This is a genomic window from Pantoea brenneri (assembly GCF_038594305.1).
GTDB classification, from domain to species: domain Bacteria; phylum Pseudomonadota; class Gammaproteobacteria; order Enterobacterales; family Enterobacteriaceae; genus Pantoea; species Pantoea brenneri.
The window spans coordinates 1843052-1861647 of sequence record NZ_JBCGBG010000001.1 but is presented as its reverse complement, the minus strand read 5'-3'; the positions used below and the strand labels follow the sequence as shown (position 1 = coordinate 1861647).

Annotated in this window: 15 protein-coding genes; 8 read left to right on the top strand and 7 right to left on the bottom strand. The window is 58.1% G+C overall.

Translation table 11 applies throughout. The annotated features are described in order from the left end of the window. Positions 1 to 35: 35 nt before the first annotated feature. From AABB92_RS08660 to AABB92_RS08650, 3 genes are read right to left on the bottom strand one after another with little or no spacing between them, the layout of a single operon-like run. Complete coding sequence (locus AABB92_RS08660) at positions 36 to 1004, bottom strand: lysylphosphatidylglycerol synthase domain-containing protein (protein WP_031377422.1); 969 nt, start codon at positions 1002 to 1004, stop codon at positions 36 to 38. After that, entirely contained in the window at positions 1004 to 2248 is a 1245-nt protein-coding gene (gene clsB, locus AABB92_RS08655; RefSeq protein ID WP_031377421.1) for a cardiolipin synthase ClsB, read from the bottom strand. The genes AABB92_RS08660 and clsB overlap by 1 nt, the downstream gene beginning before the upstream one ends. Further along, the gene (locus tag AABB92_RS08650) at positions 2245 to 3006 is read right to left on the bottom strand and encodes an endonuclease/exonuclease/phosphatase family protein (protein WP_031377420.1); all 762 of its coding nucleotides are present in this window, start codon (positions 3004 to 3006) and stop codon (positions 2245 to 2247) included. Before AABB92_RS08650 ends, clsB begins: the two co-directional genes overlap by 4 nt. A 179-nt stretch (positions 3007 to 3185) precedes the next feature. Here AABB92_RS08650 and AABB92_RS08645 point away from each other — a divergent pair, with 179 nt between their 5' ends. The 4 genes from AABB92_RS08645 (at position 3186) to AABB92_RS08630 (ending at position 7406) form a co-directional block, all read left to right on the top strand. Further along, on the top strand, positions 3186 to 3578 hold the full coding sequence (locus tag AABB92_RS08645; protein WP_342550270.1) for a YbhQ family protein: 393 nt from the start codon (positions 3186 to 3188) through the stop codon (positions 3576 to 3578). Positions 3579 to 3828: 250 nt separating this feature from the next. After that, a complete protein-coding gene (gene rhlE, locus AABB92_RS08640; protein ID WP_031377419.1) occupies positions 3829 to 5193 on the top strand; it encodes an ATP-dependent RNA helicase RhlE in 1365 nt (454 codons plus the stop codon). A 2-nt stretch (positions 5194 to 5195) separates the two neighbouring features. Next, a complete protein-coding gene (dusC, locus tag AABB92_RS08635; RefSeq protein WP_031377418.1) occupies positions 5196 to 6146 on the top strand; it encodes a tRNA dihydrouridine(16) synthase DusC in 951 nt (316 codons plus the stop codon). Between the two features lie 72 nt (positions 6147 to 6218). Then, the gene (locus tag AABB92_RS08630; RefSeq protein WP_046288440.1) at positions 6219 to 7406 is read left to right on the top strand and encodes an MFS transporter; all 1188 of its coding nucleotides are present in this window, start codon (positions 6219 to 6221) and stop codon (positions 7404 to 7406) included. 21 nt (positions 7407 to 7427) lie between these two features. Here AABB92_RS08630 and AABB92_RS08625 read toward each other — a convergent pair whose 3' ends face one another. From AABB92_RS08625 to AABB92_RS08615, 3 genes are all read right to left on the bottom strand, one after another. After that, positions 7428 to 9029, bottom strand: coding sequence for an inorganic phosphate transporter (locus tag AABB92_RS08625; RefSeq protein WP_031377417.1), 1602 nt, complete (start codon positions 9027 to 9029; stop codon positions 7428 to 7430). Between the two features lie 231 nt (positions 9030 to 9260). Further along, positions 9261 to 10352, bottom strand: a complete 1092-nt coding sequence (locus tag AABB92_RS08620) for a L,D-transpeptidase family protein (RefSeq protein ID WP_031377416.1) — start codon at positions 10350 to 10352, stop codon at positions 9261 to 9263. Positions 10353 to 10548: 196 nt separating this feature from the next. Beyond that, complete coding sequence (locus AABB92_RS08615; protein ID WP_031377415.1) at positions 10549 to 12363, bottom strand: glycoside hydrolase family 15 protein; 1815 nt, start codon at positions 12361 to 12363, stop codon at positions 10549 to 10551. 186 nt (positions 12364 to 12549) lie between these two features. Here AABB92_RS08615 and AABB92_RS08610 point away from each other — a divergent pair, with 186 nt between their 5' ends. Next, positions 12550 to 13323 (top strand): SDR family oxidoreductase, encoded by a 774-nt coding sequence (locus tag AABB92_RS08610; protein ID WP_031377414.1) that lies wholly within the window; start codon positions 12550 to 12552, stop codon positions 13321 to 13323. Here AABB92_RS08610 and AABB92_RS08605 read toward each other — a convergent pair. Beyond that, positions 13317 to 13895, bottom strand: a complete 579-nt coding sequence (locus tag AABB92_RS08605) for a DedA family protein (protein ID WP_031377413.1) — start codon at positions 13893 to 13895, stop codon at positions 13317 to 13319. The two genes, AABB92_RS08610 and AABB92_RS08605, sit on opposite strands and share 7 nt — an antisense overlap. Positions 13896 to 14101: 206 nt before the next feature. Between AABB92_RS08605 and AABB92_RS08600 the strand changes: the two genes are divergently transcribed. From AABB92_RS08600 to AABB92_RS08590, 3 genes are all read left to right on the top strand, one after another. Then, positions 14102 to 14689, top strand: a complete 588-nt coding sequence (locus AABB92_RS08600; protein WP_031377412.1) for a Yip1 family protein — start codon at positions 14102 to 14104, stop codon at positions 14687 to 14689. A 177-nt stretch (positions 14690 to 14866) separates the two neighbouring features. Continuing rightward, positions 14867 to 15814: a D-alanyl-D-alanine endopeptidase gene (pbpG, locus tag AABB92_RS08595; protein WP_031377411.1), complete on the top strand. Its 948-nt coding sequence runs from the start codon at positions 14867 to 14869 to the stop codon at positions 15812 to 15814. A 251-nt stretch (positions 15815 to 16065) separates the two neighbouring features. Next, positions 16066 to 18510, top strand: coding sequence for a DUF3772 domain-containing protein (locus tag AABB92_RS08590; protein WP_031377410.1), 2445 nt, complete (start codon positions 16066 to 16068; stop codon positions 18508 to 18510). Positions 18511 to 18596: the final 86 nt, after the last annotated feature.

The window sequence follows — 18596 nt, the reverse complement described above, 5'->3', positions numbered from 1 at the left end:
AAAGGCGCTCAGGTTGCGCCTTTCCCTGTTTCATTTCACTGGGACTTCTGAAGCTTCTGCTCGTTTTTATGCCGCAGATGTTTGGCCCGACTCTCCAGTACCAGATAGAGCACCAGCGCCAGCAGCAGCGGTAAAATAAAATAGAGCACGCGATAGGCCAGCAGGGCGGCAATAATGGCGCCATGCGACGTATGCTGTCCGCTGAGCAGCGCCAGGAACACCGCTTCCAGTACCCCAATCCCGGCCGGAATATGAATAATCACCCCGGCGATACTGCTGATCAGCAACACCCCCAGCACCATCGGATAGCCGACGTCGCGTCCCAGCAACAGCCAGATTATCGTGCCCATCACCATCCAGTTGGCGCAGGAAACGGCAAACTGAAACAGCGCCATTCGCAGCGAAGGCAGCTGTAGCGTCTGACCTTTCACCGTCCAGCGGCGACGTTTTGAGAAGGCGCAGGCCCACAGGAAGACCGCCACCAGCACCAGCAACAGCACGCCAATCAGCCGCAGGGTGGTTTCACCAATAAACCAGCCGCTGGGGATCGACACCATGCCGGCGCTGAATACCACGCCAGCCAGCAGGATGTAACCCAGCCAGTTGGTGGCAATACTCAGCGAAAAGATGCGGGTTATGGTGCCGCTGTCGAGGCCCAGGCGTGAATAGAGCCGGTAACGCATCGCCACGCCGCCGACCCAGGTACTTAGCGTCAGGTTGAAGGCGTAACAGATAAATGAGACCAGCATTACCTGACGTTTCGCCAGCTTGTGGCCGCAGTAGGCGCGGCCAATCAAATCGTAACAGCCATAAACCAGGTAACTGATCACCACCAGGGCGGCGGCGGTCAGCACCACAAACCGGTTGTAGTTGACGATCACATCATAGACATCTTCCCAGTTCACCTTCCGCGCATAGACCACCAGCAGCACAATGACCGCAATGAAGAACAGCACGGTGAGGATTTTTTTCGCCAGTTGCCAGCGTGGATGCTTTTTCGCCATCAGGGTTTCGCTCCTTCATTATCGGCTTCAACGCGATCTTGTGTCTCCATTTCCGGTTGAACTGGCGGATCGACCTGCGCCAGCAGCGGCGTGTGGGCAGGTAACCAGCCCGCGATGGCCGGGAAGTGACGCAGGAAGTGGAACACCACCACGCTCTTACTCAGTTGCCACCAGTTACGCGGCGGCAGGCGGTCGTCCTGTACCCGCTGGCAATCTCTGGCCAGCAACGCTTCAAGGTTGTCGCGTAAGGTCTGGTTAAACTGGCGGTCGTGGATAATCAGGTTAGCTTCGAGGTTAAGCGACAGGCTGAGCGGATCGAGATTACTGGAGCCGACGGTCGCCCAGTGATCGTCCTTCACCGCCACCTTGCCGTGCAGCGGACGACGGCAATATTCGTAGACCTCCACCCCGGCATCGACCAGATAGTTGTAGAGCAGTTCAGCCCCGACTTTAACAATCGGCATATCGGGTTCGCCCTGCACAATCAGCCTGACGCGCACCCCGCGCTGGGCCGCATTGCGCATTTCACGCAGCAACCGGTAGCCGGGGAAGAAGTAGGCGTTGGCGATAATCACATCCCGTTTGGCCTCGCGCAGCATCTCCAGATAGTGCATTTCGATGTCGTCACGGTGGTCGTCGTTATCGCGATAGACATAGAGCACCTGAGCGTCGCCCGGCGTGGCGTTGACCGCCGGGCGATGCGATCGCGATCCCCACCAGCGGCGGGTAGCCTGTTCGCTGCCGATCGCCTGTTGCAGATAGCGGGCAATATCACCGACCACCGGACCTTTGACCTGCACCGCGTAATCCTGCTTGGCTTCCGGACCATAGTCACTGTTGTGCTCAGCCGAGAAGTTGATCCCGCCAACGAAGGCGACCACCTCATCCACCACCACGGTTTTACGATGCAGGCGGCGGAAAACGTTGGTGCGCATTCCCATCACCAGCGGGCGCGGATCGTAATAGATAAAACGCACCCCGGCGCCGGTCAGGCTGTTGACGAACTTATCGGAGAGATCGGGCGAGCCGTAGCCGTCAACCATCACTTCTACCCGCACACCGCGCTGTGCTGCGGCCAGCAGTTCGCGATGCAGCGCGTTACCGACCTCATCTTCAAACAGAATGAACGTTTCCAGCAGCACGGTGCGTTCGGCGCGCTGAATCGCCCCGAAGACCCGCGGGAAAAACTCCTCACCATTCTCCAGCAGGCGCAGCTTGTTACCTTCTTGCCAGTGAAAATTCATAGGTGAATCTCCACGGCCAGCGGCGCATGATCGGAGAGATGCGACCAGGGTTTACGCGGCAGCGTCCACGGATGACTGACCGTGGCGTTGCGGACATAGATGCGGTCGAGCCGCAGAATCGGAAAGCGCGCCGGGAAAGTGCGCGCCGGGCGTCCGGTTTTCATGCTAAATACCTCTTTCAGACCTGCACCCTGCTTTAAAATCTGGTTGGCGCGTCGCTGCCAGTCGTTGAAATCGCCGGCCACCACCACCGGCGCATCGGCCGGCAGCGAAGAGACCATATCGCACAGCATTTTCATCTGTGCATGGCGATGCGACTCTTTCAGTCCCAGATGCACGCAGATCACATGCAGGGTGCCATGGGGCTCGGGCAGGGCGATCTGACAATGCAGCATGCCGCGGTTTTCACTGCCCGCGACCGAAATATCCCGGTTTTCATATTCGCTGATCGGAAAGCGCGACAGCACGGCATTGCCGTGGTGGCCCTCCGGATAGACCGCGTTGCGTCCGTAGGCGTAATCGTTCCACATGGTGTCGGCGAGAAACTCATAGTGTGGTGAGTCAGGCCAGTTTTCATGGTGCAGAGGATGGATGGCGTGGGTGCCCATCACCTCCTGCAGAAATACCACATCCGCCGAAGTGGCGCGTACAGCGTCACGCAATTCCGGCAGGATGAAGCGGCGATTAAAAGGGGCGAAACCCTTGTGTGTATTGATCGTCAGGACTTTAATTGAAAATCCTTGCTGGTTTTGTGGCATACTCGCGACGCACTCCTTTTCATCATCAATAGAATCAAAGTGTAGTCTTTGTCACAAATGGGTGGTGAGGAAGGGCGATAATTAAGGCGTTATCCGAAAATTGTTTTACATTGAGGAAACCGTTTCCGGCTTGTGCCGGTAGCACTTGGGCGACCTGTTGGGTCTGCCAGGAGAATTGAATGAAATGGTCTAATCGTATTCAAATCATCACGGGTCAGACGTATGTGCACATTGCGATGCATTTACTGGTGATTGCTGCGCTGATCTGGGGCTGGAAACATAAAGCACTGGTCGATGTCTGCAGCACGCTGGTGGCCACGTATGCGCTGGTGTTTATCGCCATGCTGGTTACGCAACGCATTGCCCGTTTACGTACTCTCGGTGATTATCTTGAAGAAGCGACCACCACTTACTACTTTGGCGCGGCCATGATGACACTGTTTCTGGTGTCGCGGATATTCCACAACAACCTGCTGCTGGCCTCGCTTGGCGTAGTGATGTTGCTGGGTCCGGCGCTGGTGTCGCTGCTGGCGAAAGAGCCGCCGCGGCGCATTGAGAAAAAACGTAGCTAAGTTGAAGGCCACCGCAAGGTGGCCTTCCTGTTTATGACTCCGCATTCAGGCCGGTCCTGCTGTTTCTCATCGAGATAAGTTATGTCAGGAAATGTGAGCTATCTCGCACACTGCGGTTAAAGCTGTTACACTCGCCCGCTTACGCATCGTAGTTTGTGCCCTTTTCACGCGTTAGCCCCAGCTGGCGTCACTATCCCTCTGAAAACTACACCGTGAATCACGGCCAGAGCGGACCGGAGTAAAACACTTAATGTCTTTTGACTCTCTCGGCCTGAGTGCCGATATTTTGCGCGCTGTTGCCGAACAAGGCTACAGCGAACCTACACCTATCCAGCGCCAGGCGATTCCTGTGGTGCTGGCAGGCCGCGATCTGCTGGCGAGTGCCCAGACCGGCACCGGCAAAACGGCCGGCTTTACCTTACCGTTATTACAAAAACTCTCTGCCAACACGGGCGCGGTGCGCGGTCGTCGTCCGGTACGGGCGTTGATCCTCACCCCGACCCGTGAACTGGCGGCGCAGGTGGGCGAGAACGTCAGTGAATACAGCAAGTATCTGCCGCTGCGTTCGCTGGTGGTGTTCGGCGGCGTCAGCATCAATCCGCAGATGCTTAAACTGCGTGGCGGCGTCGATATTCTGGTTGCGACCCCGGGTCGTCTGCTGGATCTGGCGCAACAGAACGCGGTTGACCTGTCTCAGGTCGAAGTGCTGGTGCTGGATGAAGCGGATCGCATGCTCGATATGGGCTTCATCCACGATATCCGTCGCGTGCTGGCGCGTCTGCCGGCCAAACGCCAGAACCTGCTGTTCTCCGCCACCTTCTCTGACGAGATCAAAGGGCTGGCCGAGAAACTGCTGACCAATCCGGAGCTGGTGGAAGTGGCACGCCGCAACACCGCTTCAGAGCAGGTGGCGCAACAGGTTCACTTCGTGGATAAGAAGCGTAAGCGGGAACTGCTGTCGCAGCTGATCGGCGAAGGTAACTGGCAGCAGGTGCTGGTCTTTACCCGTACCAAGCACGGCGCAAACCACCTTGCTGAGCAGCTGGGTAAAGACGGCATCACCGCCGCCGCTATCCACGGCAATAAAAGTCAGGGTGCCCGTACCCGTGCGCTGGCCGACTTTAAGTCCGGCGGCATTCGTGTGCTGGTTGCGACCGACATCGCAGCGCGTGGCCTTGATATTGAAGAGCTGCCGCACGTAGTGAACTACGAGCTGCCTAACGTCGCCGAAGATTATGTCCACCGTATCGGTCGTACCGGTCGGGCCGCGGCTACCGGTGTGGCGTTATCGCTGGTCTGCGTTGACGAGCATAAACTGCTGCGTGACATCGAGCGTCTGCTGAAGCGTGAGATCCCACGCCTGGCGATTGCCGGTTACGAGCCCGATCCCAGCATTAAAGCTGAGCCGATCATCAACGGCCGTCAGCAGCAGTCGCGTGGCGGTGCCGGCGGCGGCGGTCGGGGTCGTGGTCAGGGTGGACAAGGTGCCGGTGCGCCACGCTCATCCGGCGAAAAGCGTCCTCAGGCGCGTCGTCAGAGCCAGCCTGCTCCACAGGGTGACCGGCCTGCTGCCCGTCCGCGTCGTCCGGCAGCGAAGCGTACCGGAAACGTCTGAGTATGAGGGTTTTACTGGCGCCGATGGAGGGCGTGCTTGATTCGCTGGTGCGCCAGCTGTTATCGGAAGTGAACGACTACGATCTCTGCATTACCGAGTTTTTGCGCGTGGTCGATCAACTGCTGCCGGTAAAATCCTTCTACCGTCTCTGCCCCGAGCTGCATCATGGCAGCCGCACGCCATCCGGCACGCGGGTGCGTCTGCAGCTGCTGGGGCAGCATCCCGAATGGTTAGCAGAGAACGCCGCTCGTGCGGTGGAACTCGGCTCGTGGGGTGTCGACCTCAACTGCGGCTGTCCCTCAAAGCTGGTCAACGGCAGCGGCGGCGGGGCGACCCTGCTCAAAGATCCCGATCTGATTTATCGCGGTGCGAAAGCAATGCGTGCAGCGGTACCGGCAGCGTTACCGGTGACGGTCAAAGTGCGGCTTGGCTGGGATTCCAGCGCCCGCAGTCTGGAGATTGCCGACGCGGTTCAGCAGGCGGGAGCCAGCGAACTGGTGGTACACGGCCGGACCAAAGAAGATGGCTACCGTGCGGACGCCATCAACTGGCAGGCGATTGGTGATATTCGCCAGCGGCTGCGGATTCCGGTGATCGCCAACGGCGAGATTTTTGACTGGCAAAGCGCACAGGACTGTCTGCGTATTACCGGTTGTGATGCGGTGATGCTGGGCCGTGGTGCCCTGAACATCCCCAATCTCAGTCGGGTAGTAAAATATAATGAACCGCCGATGGCCTGGCCTGAGGTAGTGAAATTACTGCAAAAATATACCCGCCTCGAAAAGCAGGGTGATACCGGCTTGTATCACGTTGCGCGCATCAAACAGTGGCTCGGTTATCTGCGCAAAGCCTACGGCGAAGCCGAGGGTTTATTCAGTGAAATCCGCGCGTTAAAATCCTCAGATACGATTGCCCGCGCCATCGATTGTCACGCTGATGTTCATGGTTTGTGATAAAAAATCAGGCGACCCGTTAGCAGCCTGACGGTATAGTGGGGAAAATTTCCTCTACCTTACAAGCCTGCTATGTCTGATGTCGCCGTATTGAGCAACAGCCAGCTCAATAAACGTATCCTCTCCGTCATTGTTTTCACCTTCTTCTGCTATCTCTCCGTTGGACTACCGCTGGCGGTACTGCCAGGCTTTGTCAAAAATCACCTCGGGTTCAGTTCGTTTGTCGCCGGGCTGATCATCAGCATTCAATATTTTGCCACCTTACTCAGTCGTCCGCAGTCGGGCCGGCTGGCCGATCGCCTTGGTCCAAAACGGGTGGTGATGCTGGGATTACTCTGCTGCGGCATGAGCGGCGTACTGACCATTATTGCTGCGCTGCTGAGCGAATGGCCGTGGCTGAGTCTGGCGCTGCTGGCGCTGGGGCGGCTGTTTCTCGGCGTCGGCGAAAGCTTCAGCAGCACCGGCTCAACCCTGTGGGGCATGAATATCGTTGGCCCGCTGCAAACCGCACGCGTCATCTCGTGGAACGGCGTCGCCACCTATCTGGCCATGGCGATTGGCGCGCCGCTTGGGGTGATGCTCAACAGCGGATTTGGCATGAGCGGCTTTGCCGGACTGATTGCGCTGATGGGGATAGGCGGCTACCTGATGGCCAGCCGCAAACCGGCGGTCACCGTCAGCGTTGGCGAACGTATTCCGTTTCACCGGGTCTTCTCCCGCGTCTGGCTGTATGGCCTGGCGCTCGGCTGTGGCACCATCGGTTTCGGTGTCATCGCCACCTTTATTACCCTCTATTTTGCCAGCCGTGACTGGCAGGGTGCGGCCTACGCGCTGTCGGTGTTTAGTCTCGGCTTTGTGCTGGTGCGCCTCGGCTTTGGCCGGTTTATCACCCAGTTTGGCGGGCTGCAGGTTTCGCTGTTCTCTTTTCTGCTGGAGTGTCTGGGGCTGCTCATCATCTGGCAGGCCGACAGTGCCTGGCTGGTCGGGGCGGGCGCCTTTCTCACCGGCTGCGGCTTCTCGCTGGTGTTTCCGGCGCTCGGCGTCGAGGCGGTCAAACGGGTCGAGCGTCAGGATCAGGGATCGGCACTGGGCACTTATTCCGCCTTTCTTGATTTGGGCCTCGGGCTGACCGGTCCGGTGGCCGGACTGTTCATTGGTCACTGGGGAATGCAGTCGGTTTATCTGGCGGCAGCGCTAATGGTGCTGGGTGCGCTGTTGATTACGCTGCGGCTTTACTGGCAAAACCGGCGGGCAGGCTAAGCGCCAGCCGGTGTCAGGCTGTCAGAGATGAATAAACAGCCAATAGAGCAGGGCGGAGAGCATAATTGACACCGGCAACGTCAGCACCCAGGCGATAGCCAGATTACGCAGCGTCGATAGCTGCAAACCGGAACGGTTGGCCGCCATGGTACCGGCCACGCCCGACGACAGCACGTGGGTGGTGGAAACCGGCAGGCCAAAGGCATCTGCAGCGCCAATGGTCGCCATCGCCACCAGCTCGGCGCTGGCCCCCTGAGCATAGCTGAGGTGGGTTTTACCAATCCGTTCGCCCACCGTCACCACAATCCGTCGCCAGCCGACCATAGTACCGAGCCCCAGCGCAATCGCCACCACCACTTTTACCCACATCGGAATAAAGCGGGTGGCGCTGTCCAGCTCGGTTTTGACCGCTTTCAGGTTACGTTCGGTCTCCTCCGGCAGCTTCACTTCGGCACTTTGCAGGTGCTTGATCGACTCCGACGCCAGGTACATCTGGTTACGGGTGTTGGCTACCGACTGTGCCGGGATATTTTCCATCGATCCGTAGCGGCGGATCTGGTCACCAATCTCGCTGAGCGTCATCGCCAGCGCCGGTAACACGTTGGGATTGAACTGACTGCTGCCAACAAACCCGATCAGCACGTCGCGGGCGGCCGGCGGCTGAGGCGCGGCCGGCTGCAGTTGCAGCAGCTGATGTTCGGTGACTTCGGTTAATGCCGCGACGCGCGGGATCTGATCGGCGGGCAGCGATCGGTTGAGGGCGTAAGCGATCGGCATGGTGCCGACCAGGATCAACATAATAAGCCCCATTCCTTTCTGACCGTCGTTTGAGCCGTGCGCAAAGGAGACGCCGGTACAGGTCAGGATCAGCAGGCCGCGGATCCAGACCGGCGGTGGCTGGTCGTTTTGCGGCGCGCTATAGAGCTGGCGATTGCGGATAAACAGCTTCATCGCCCACAGCAGCAGCCCGGCGCAGACAAACCCGACCACCGGCGACAGCAGCAGCGCATAGCCGACCTTCAGCGCCTGATCCCAGTCGACCCCGCTCAGGCCGCTGCGGCCGTGCAGCATCGCATTCGCTACGCCGACGCCGATAATAGAACCAATCAGGGTATGCGAAGAGGAGGAGGGCAGACCGAAATACCAGGTGCCAAGGTTCCAGATAATCGCCGAGAACAGCAGGGCGTAAACCATGGCAAAGCCGTTGCCGCTGCTGGCCTGCAGAATCAGCTCGACCGGCAGCAGGGAAATGATGCCAAAAGCGACCACGCCACTGGAGAGCAGCACGCCAAGGAAATTACAGATGCCGGACCAGATCACTGCGGTGCCTGGGGTCAGTGAATGGGTATAGATCACCGTGGCGACGGCGTTGGCGGTATCGTGAAAGCCGTTGACGAACTCAAAGCCCAGCGCGATCAGCAGCGCCAGTCCCAGCAAAAAGAACGGCAGATAGCTGGTCACCGGCATGTTGGTTTGTTCAACATCATTGACCAGATTCAGGCCAGCAAAGGCCAGCCCGGCCACCAGCAGAATGAAAAACAGCGGCTTGCTAAAGCGGCTGCTTTTGCCGTTGAAATCAGGGCGCCGGGTCGATGAGGAAGAAGAGAGACTGTTTTCGCTCATGGTGTACCTCGAGTTGCTGATGCCGGATGCTGATTTGCACCGGTACAACGCAGTGTGATACGCGCTTTGTATGACAGTAACATGACGGACTGGCGGGCGATCGGGCGCGGCGACAGGCTCAGCGGGCGGTAGGCAATCTGGAGGCGGAGAAGAAGAGCAACGAAAAAAACCGCTAACGCAGGCAATAAAAAAGCCAGCGACAGGCGCTGGCTTCGGTGAGCGTAACGGCGATTACGACGGGTTATCGGCCGTGGCTGGCGCAGGGGCAGCGGCGGGCTGCTGTGGCTGTGCGGCGTCGGTGTTAGCCCCTTGCGAGGTCACCGGCGTCATCGGCTGCTCCTGTGGCGCAGCCTGCGGGTTCTCTGGCACGTCAACCGGCGCGGTCTGGATGTTGTTCTCCACACCGTTCACTTTTACCGGCATACCGGTACGGCCCTGAATGGCACCGTTCACCTGGTCCTGATTGACACTGGCGTCTACCAGCACTTTGCTGACAGCCTGCGTCAGTGTAATCGGCACCAGTTCACGTGAGTTGAACTGCTCTTCGGTGGTCGACAGCGGGTTATGTACTTCAACATAACGCGATCCGTCTGGCTCAACGGTGGCTTTGACCGGCTGATCAACGAACTGTACGCGTGTCCCGACCGGCACATTCTGGTACAGCCATTTGATGTCCTCGGCACGCAGACGCACACAACCGTGGCTGACACGCAGACCAATACCGAAGTTGGCATTGGTACCGTGAATCGCGTACAGACGGCCGATATAGAGCGCATACAGTCCCATCGGGTTGTCCGGACCGGCCGGGAACACCGCAGGCAGATTCTCGCCGCGCGCCGCATATTCTGCGTGCATCGCTTTGGTTGGCGTCCAGGTCGGGCCATCTTTCTTACGTTCTACCGTTGTGGTCCAGTTGATCGGGGTATCTTTACCCAGTTCACCGATACCAATCGGCAACACCACCACGGTTTTGCTGCCTTTCGGGTAGTAGTAGAGACGCATCTCAGCGCTGTTAATCACAATACCTTCGCGCGGTGCGTCAGGCAGGATCAGCTGCTGTGGGATGATCATTTTACTGCCAGCCTTTGGCAGATAAACGTCAACCCCCGGATTGGCTTCCAGCATGTTGCTGAGGCCCATCTGGTACTGTGCCGCAAAGGCTTCCAGCGGCAACTTGCTGTCCTCAGGAACAGTAATCTCGATATTTTCCCCGATCAATCGGCTGTTGGCCGGCGGTAACGGGTAAACCACAGCAAAGGCTGACTGGCTAAACGCCGCCAAAGCCAATGCGATTGAAGCGAACGCGCGAATGCTCATTTTCATATTTTACAAGTCTTTATCGCCATGTTTCAGGCTTGTCAATGTGTCGAACCCATGCTGGCCAATGTGACCTGCTGCGCATTATATGTTCATTAATCTGACGATGTGAATCAGGATTTTAACCTGCCTGAAATACTTTACGTAACTTACCGTGTTATATCGGCATTTTTCAGCCGCTTACCGCCGTAAAAAGCCGGACTCACGGCTGCCACAACGTCACCTCGCCACTGAGTTTACGGTTCAGGAAAAAGGCGGCACTGATTAACGCCAGATGGGTCAGCGCCTGCGGCGTATTGCCCAAAGCGTGTCCGCGGCTGTCGAACTCTTCGGCGTAGAGTCCAAGCGGACTGGCGTAGCTCAGCAGCTTTTCAAATTCGAAATGCGCCTCCTGAATCCGGCCAGCGCGCGCCAGGCATTCGACATACCAGAAGGAGCAGGCGCCAAACGAGCCTTCCGATCCTTGCAGACCGTCAGCCGGCGTTTCATCAATGTTGTAGCGCCGCACCATGCCGTCGCTGACCAGATTGGCTTTGATGGCATCCAGCGTGGCAATCCAGTCGGGATCGGTCGCGCCGACAAAACGCACCAGCGGCATCAGCAGCATCGACGCATCAAGATGATCGCCGTGACGGGTAGAGGAGAAGTGGCCGCGCTCGCTGTTCCAGAAGTTGGCCCAGATATCTTCGCGAATCTCGCGGCGCACCCGATCCCAGCGCTCATACGGCATCGGTAACGATCGCTTCATGCCGAGACGCAGCGCGCGGTCCATCGCCACCCAGCACATCAGCCGTGAGTGAAGGAAATGCTCCGGCTGGCCGCGCATCTCCCAGATACCGGCATCCGGCTGATTCCAGTTGTCGCACAGCCGGTCGATCATTTGGGTGACGTGCAGCCAGCCGCGTTGTGAAATAGCTTCGCCATATTTATTGGCGAGATAGACCGCATCCATCAGTTCGCCATAAATATCCAGCTGGGTCTGCTGCCACGCATCATTGCCGATCCGCACCGGGCGTGAATCACCGTAGCCCGACAGATTGAGCAACTCCATTTCATGCAGTTCGGTGCCGCTGTCCAGCCGGTACATCACCTGCAGGCGCATCTCATCGTGATGGCTGTTTTCGACGCAGCGTCCGACCCACTGGGTAAAATGTTTGGCTTCATCGACGTAACCAAGACGCATCAGAGCGTACATGCTGAATGAGGCGTCGCGGATCCACGAGGCGCGATAATCCCAGTTGCGCTCGCCACCCAGCTCTTCCGGCAGGCCAAAAGTGGCGGCGGCGGCAATCGAACCGTGGCGATGCGAGGTCAGCAGCTTAAGCGCCAGGGCGGAACGCTGTACCATCTCGCGCCAGCGGCCCTGATAGGTGCTGCGGGCGCTCCAGCGACGCCAGTAATTCAGCGTCTGTTCGAAACAGTGTTCAGTGGAGAGCGCTTCAATGTGCGCATCGTTGACGCTGCCAAATTCAAATTCAGCATGCTCGCCGGCCTGCAGGATAAAACTGGCGGTGGCGCTGTTCTCTTCCAGCGTCATCACCACGGTGGCGGCCAGGCGCAGCGAGGGCTGGCCTTCGGCATGAAAATCGATACAGCCGCGCTGCACTTCGGCGCGGGTCTGCGCCCGGGCGTAGTCGTGACGGGGTGAGCAACGCATGGTGAATCGCGCTTTACCACGCACCATTTTTACCCGCCGGATCAGCCGTGGCAGTTTGGCATCATCATCGCAAATCGGCATGTAATCGGTGATTTCGGCCACGCCCTCATCGCCCAGCCAGCGGGTCTGTAAAATGTTGGTATCGGGCAGGTAGAGCTGCTGACGGCGCACGTCCTGCCAGTCCGGGGCCAGAGAGAAAAGCCCGGCGTCATCACTGTCGAGCAGCGCGGAAAAGACCGAAGGGCTGTCGAGTTCAGGCCAGCAGAGATAATCGATGGTACCGTCATTGGCGACCAGCGCGCAGGTGCGCAAATCGCCAATCACGCCGTGGTCCTCAATCTTGCGTTTTACCTTACTCATCCTGGTCTCCCTGTTAGTGTCATTGCTAACTATAGTCGAGGCGGCAGCGTCGGCGGCGGCCTGGCACAGAGGGTTAATTCAGCGTAGCGATTGGATCAGCGTCTGATTAATCGAAGGGGCGCTGACGGCGGGCGAATTTTTCAGGACGGTTATACTGGTGATGACACTTTCCTAAAGGAGGCCGTTATGACCACATCCCAGAGCAAAGTCGCTATTATCACCGCATCAGACTCAGGCATTGGCAGCCGCTGCGCCGAAATGCTGGCAGAGCAGGGCTTCGATATTGGTATCACCTGGCGTTCAGACGAAGAGGGCGCGCAGCGCACCGCACAGCGGGTGCGGGAGATTGGCCGGCGTGCCGAAATTATTCAGCTCGATTTGGCTGACCCTGAACGGGGCGGTCAGTCACTGCAACAGCTGATCGATAAGTTTGGCCGGATCGATGTGCTGGTAAACAATGCCGGTGCCAATTTCAAAGCGGATTTCCTCGATGTCACCTATGAAGACTGGCGTAAAACCTTCGCAGTGGATGTCGATGGCGTGTTTGTCTGCGGCCAGATTGCTGCCCGCAAGATGGTTGAGCAGGGCGAAGGCGGACGCATTATCAATATCACTTCGGTGCATGAGCATACGCCGCTGCCCGGTTCGGTGGCCTATACGGCGGCAAAACATGCGGCCGGCGGCCTGACCAAATCGATGGCGCTGAGCCTGTTGCCGCACAACATTCTGGTCAATGCGGTGGCACCCGGCGCTATCGCCACGCCGATGAACAAGATGACCGATGAGGATGCGCATCAGGTGAAGATGCCGGAAATTCCGGCTGGCCGTCCCGGTGACACCCACGAAATTGCCAGCATGGTGGCCTGGCTCTGCTCTGAGTGGGCGACTTACACCACCGGCCAGTCGTTTATCATCGATGGCGGGTTCATGCTGGCGAATCCGCAGTTTAAAGGTTACTGATCGGCCCGACGGTTATGCCAGCGGCGGATCACCCAGCGCAGCACAAAGGCAAACACAATGGCACTGACCAGCCACAGCAGATGTTTAAGGTGCTGATCCAGTTTGTGCAGCCACGGAGCGATGATGCCGCCGGCAAAGTAGCCGAGGGTGACGAAAATCAGCGCCCAGATTGCCGCCCCAATCACGTTGAGAATGAAAAATTTCATCGGATTGAGGCGGCTGGCACCGATGATGATCGGGCCAATCAGGCGGAAGCCATACATAAAGCGCACCCCAATCACAAACAGGCTCGGCCGGCGCTTGATCAGCCGGTTAGCCTTGACCACCTTATCCTGATGTTTTTTAAGCCGCCGCAGAATGCGCGCACCGTAGCGGCGACCAATCCAGTAGAGCAACTGATCGCCGATGATGCCGCCGGCCATCGCGGCCACCACCACGCCAGCATAGTGCAGCAGTCCCTCATGTGCGGCGACACCGCCGAGCAGGGTAAAGGTTTCCCCTTCGGCGATACACCCAATCAGCAGCGCCAGATACCCGTACTGGGTAATTAATCCGTTGATATCCAAATGCAAAATGGCACTCCCTGTTTATGGCTGTTTGCTTAAGTCTATACGCGATTTGGCTTCGCTTCCGCCCGCCGACCGCCACTGCGCTTATTTTTGCTGTTTTTTTGCCCAGCCGCCACGAAAGTTGTACTGCCGTTTATACTTGAAGTGTCGCTGCCCTCAGAGACCCTCTTGCCGTTCCGGGCAGCCCTTTGCATCAGAGGAGTGACTGTATGAACCATGTCTGGGGACTTCTGGCGCATCCGAATCAGGAAATGCGCCATATCAAGCAAGAGAATGAGAGCGTCTCGCACCATTACACCCACCATGTCCTGCTGATGGCGGCCGTTCCGGTTATCTGCGCCTTTATCGGCACTACCCAGCTGGGCTGGAACCTGGGCGAGGGGCAGTTTGTGCAACTGAATCTGGCGACCGGGATCGGGCTGGGTATTCTGTTCTATCTGATTATTCTTGGTGGCGTCGCGGTGATGGGCCGGGTAATCCACTGGATGGCCCGTAATTATCCGCAACGGCCAGGCGTGCAGCGCTGTACCGTGTTTGCCGGTTACGTTGCGACGCCGCTGTTTCTTAGCGGGCTGGTGGCGCTCTATCCGCTGGTCTGGCTCTGCGTACTGGTGGGCGCCTTAGCGCTGGTGTATACCGGCTATCTGCTCTATATCGGCATTCCGCTGTTCCTCAATATTGACCGTGAAGAGAGCCTGCGTTTTTCCGGCTCAACGCTGGCAATTGGCGTGCTGGTATTTGAAGTGTTACTGGCGATGACCGTGATTCTGTGGGGTTACGGACCACGCCTGTTCTGATCTGCGGCTGCCGCCGGTCTGACGGCAGCCCGCTTTTTAACGCCCGGAAACAATCTCACCAGGAAATTTCTTAACCTTCAGCGTATGATGCTGCTGCCAGCCCGCGCTCTGACTGCCTTGACGCCGGCGGCCTGTGTCTGACACAGCGCACAATTTCAACCGGGTCTTTTTTCTGTGATGCCTGCAAAAATTCGTTTCACTCTGTTCTCGCTGGCGCTGCTCGTTTCCGGGCAGGGGATCGCACTCCCCGCGCAGGCGGCAACTTCACTGTCGCAAATGGCGCCGATTGCGCAACCGCAGATTGCCTCTGGCAGCGCGATGATTGTCGATCTCACCACCAATAAAGTGCTGTTCTCCAGCCATCCGGATCGCGTCAGGCCGATTGCCTCGATCACTAAGTTGATGACCGCGATGGTGGTACTGGACGCGCACCTGCCGATGAATGAAATGCTGACGGTCGATGTCAGCCAGACGCCGGAAATGCGTGGGGTGTTTTCTCGCGTCAAACTCAACAGCCAGATCAGCCGCCGCAATATGCTGTTACTGGCGCTGATGTCGTCGGAGAACCGCGCCGCTGCCAGCCTGGCGCATGCCTATCCGGGCGGTTATAACGCCTTTATCCAGGCGATGAACGCCAAAGCGCGCGCGCTGGGCATGAAACATACCCGTTACGTTGAGCCGACGGGCTTATCGACGCAAAACGTCTCGAATGCTGAAGATCTGATCAAATTGCTGAAGGCAACGCGGGAATATCCGCTGCTTGGCGCACTCAGCACCACCAAAGAAGAAACTGCGGTATTTACCCATCCGAGCTACGCGCTGCCGTTCCGTAATACCAACCATCTGGTGTACAAAAATGACTGGCGCATTCAGCTGACCAAAACCGGTTACACCGACGAGGCGGGACACTGCCTGGTGATGCGCACCATGATCAACAATCGCCCGGTGGCGCTGGTGGTGCTGGACGCCTTTGGTAAATATACCCACTTCGCCGATGCCAACCGCCTGCGCGACTGGATCGAAACCGGCAAGGCTGCACCCGTTCCTGCTGCCGCGCTGGCCTACAAAAAACAGAAATCAGGTCAGGTTGCCAGCAATGGTGCCAGCAGTGCCGGGGTTGAGTAGACCCGCGCCGGTGTAGCGCCTCAGGCGCTCCGGTGATGTTCTGGGCTGCACCAGAGGGCGACACGGCCGCAACCGCCGTGATCCGCCCGCCAGCCGCAACGGAGGCCCGTGGTTTCCGTTGCGGCAGGAACAGCCTGAATACGGAACAATAATTGCCCGCTATTCCTATAGTTTCATCGCTTGCAAAGCCCTACACTACGCGCGAATGGCGAGGGTAGATCGCCTGATTATGCTGCTGGAATCTCACTGATATGTTTAAGCTACGATCCCTTTTTGCGCTGTTAATGCTGGCTCTGGTGGCGTTTGCCCCGGCGTGGTCGCAGGCGGCGGATGATGCGGCGAGTGCCGCACAAGAACAAGATGCTCCACCAAAGCTCAATGCTGCGGTTGAACTGCCTAAAATGCAGAAGATCCTCGATAAAATCAAAAGCCAGATCTCGGGCGATACCGGCGAAAGCAAGCTGACGCAGCTGAATGAAATGGCGCTGGAGCTGTCAGGTAACGCCGACACGCTGGGCCAGGCTCTGCTGCCCGATCGCCAGCAGCTTGATGCTCAACTGGCGGTGCTGGGACCGGCACCGAAGCCGGACAGCGGCATGAAAGAGACGCCGGAGGTAACGCGCAAGCGTAATGCGCTGGAAAATCAGAAGAGCAAGCTTGACGATCAGATCAAACAGGCAGAGGGCATCAAAAACGGTGCGCTGATGCTCTCATCGCAAATCGTTAACCTGCGTCGCGATCAGCTTAAGAGCCAGCTGGCGCTCAACTCGGGCAGCATCCTCGGACCGCGTTTCTGGGCACCGGTGCTTAGCAGCCAGGATCTGGACGGCGAGAAAATCAGCGAATTCCTGCAGGAGCTGCAGGATACTGCGGCGCTGTCGTGGGAGCCGGGCTGGCGTTTTGGCAGCGTGGCCTGGCTACTGGCAGCGCTGCTGGTGATGACGATTGGCCGCCGCTACAGCGAAGAGTTTCTTGCCTGGGTCAGCATTCATAAATTGCCGGAAGGGCGGTTGCGTCGCAGTTTCCTTGCGGCAGCGATTGCCATCACCACGCTGGTGGCGGTGGTCCTGACCTTCAACTTTATCGCGCTGGCATTTACCCGCCGTGATGACGTGTCAGATAACGTACAGGATTTTGTTGATCGTCTGGTTCAGCTTAGCGTGTTTTGCGGTTTAATTGCCGGACTGGGCCGCGCGTTTCTGTCTACCCGCCGGCCAAGCTGGCGCCTGCCGACTATCTCTAATGAAGTGGCGATGGCGCTGAAGCCTTTCCCGCCGATCACTGCCGTACTGGTGTTTATCTTCCAGACGGTGGAGGCGTTTAACTACAGCGTCGGCACCAGCCTGAACACCACTATCTTCGCTAACGGCCTGACGGCGTTACTGATTGGCAGCACCGCGCTGGCGATCAGCATCCGCACCAACCGGGTTCGCCGCCGCATGACGCAGGCGGGCACGCCGCCGGAAGCGCAATCGACGCTGGTCGGGCTGATTCAGATGGGCCTGACCCTGACGGCGCTGGCGATTCTGCTGTCGCTGGTTATTGGCTACGTAACGCTGGCGCGCTTCCTGAGTTATGAGGTGATCTGGTGCGGCCTGCTGTTTGGTTCGTTCTACTTCCTCAGCCATCTGCTGAGTGATGGCTGCGAAAGCCTGTTTTCGACCAGTAACTCCTCCGGACGACGCATCCAGAGCTCGCTGAACATCAACGAGCGCCATCTGCAACAAACCGCCACCCTGCTGACGGCCCTCGGTAAAACCGTGCTGGTGCTGTTTGTGGTGCTGGCGCTGCTTAACGGGACTTTCGCCTCTTCGACCCCGATTGAACTGCTGCAAAAAGCGATTGAGTTCTGGGGCGGTAAAGGGCTGGAGTCGCTGAATATTGTTCCGGCGCATATGGTCAATGCGCTGGTCTGCCTGGTGGTCGGCATCTATGTGCTGCGGTCGATTCGCCGCTGGCTGGACAATGATTTCCTGCCAAAAACCACCATGGATGTTGGCATGCGGGTGTCGCTGGTGACGTTGTTCAGCAACATTGGCTACGTGCTGATTATCCTGCTGACTCTGTCGATCATGGGGCTGCAGTGGAACAAACTGGCGTGGATTGTCAGTGCGCTGTCGGTCGGTATCGGTTTTGGTCTGCAGGAGATTGTGAAGAACTTTATCTCGGGGCTGATTCTGTTAACCGAGCGTCCGGTGAAAGTGGGCGATCTGGTGACCATCAGCGGTATTGAAGGCGATATCCGCCGGATTAACGTGCGCGCCACCGAGATCCAGCTAGGTGATAAATCCACCGTTATCGTGCCGAACTCGCAGTTCATCTCGCAGAACGTGCGTAACGCCACCATGGGTAATGCGCAGGGTGTGGTAACGATTACGCTCACCTTCCCGCTGGATATCGATCCTTCTAAAGTTCGCGATATCCTGCTGGAGGTCTATAACGAAAACGAACGCATTCTGGATACGCCAGAGCCGTCGGTGTCGTTTAAGGATCTGACCCAGCAGGGGATTGTGCTGAGCGTGACCGGCAACGTAGCCGGGCAGCGCCAGATCTCCGGGGCGAAGAGCGACCTGCTGTTTGATATTCTGACCCGCCTGCGTAAAGAGGGCATTATGCTCTCTACGCCGCAAACCATGATCATCGAGCGTCGCCCGCAGGCGGCAATAGCCTCCTCCGACGAGCAGCTGCTGTCATAAATATCAGGCCGACGCATGTCGGCCTTTTTTATCTCATGCCGAGCGGCCTTTCATCGCGGCGCACTGCTCCGGGTCTATACCGATCC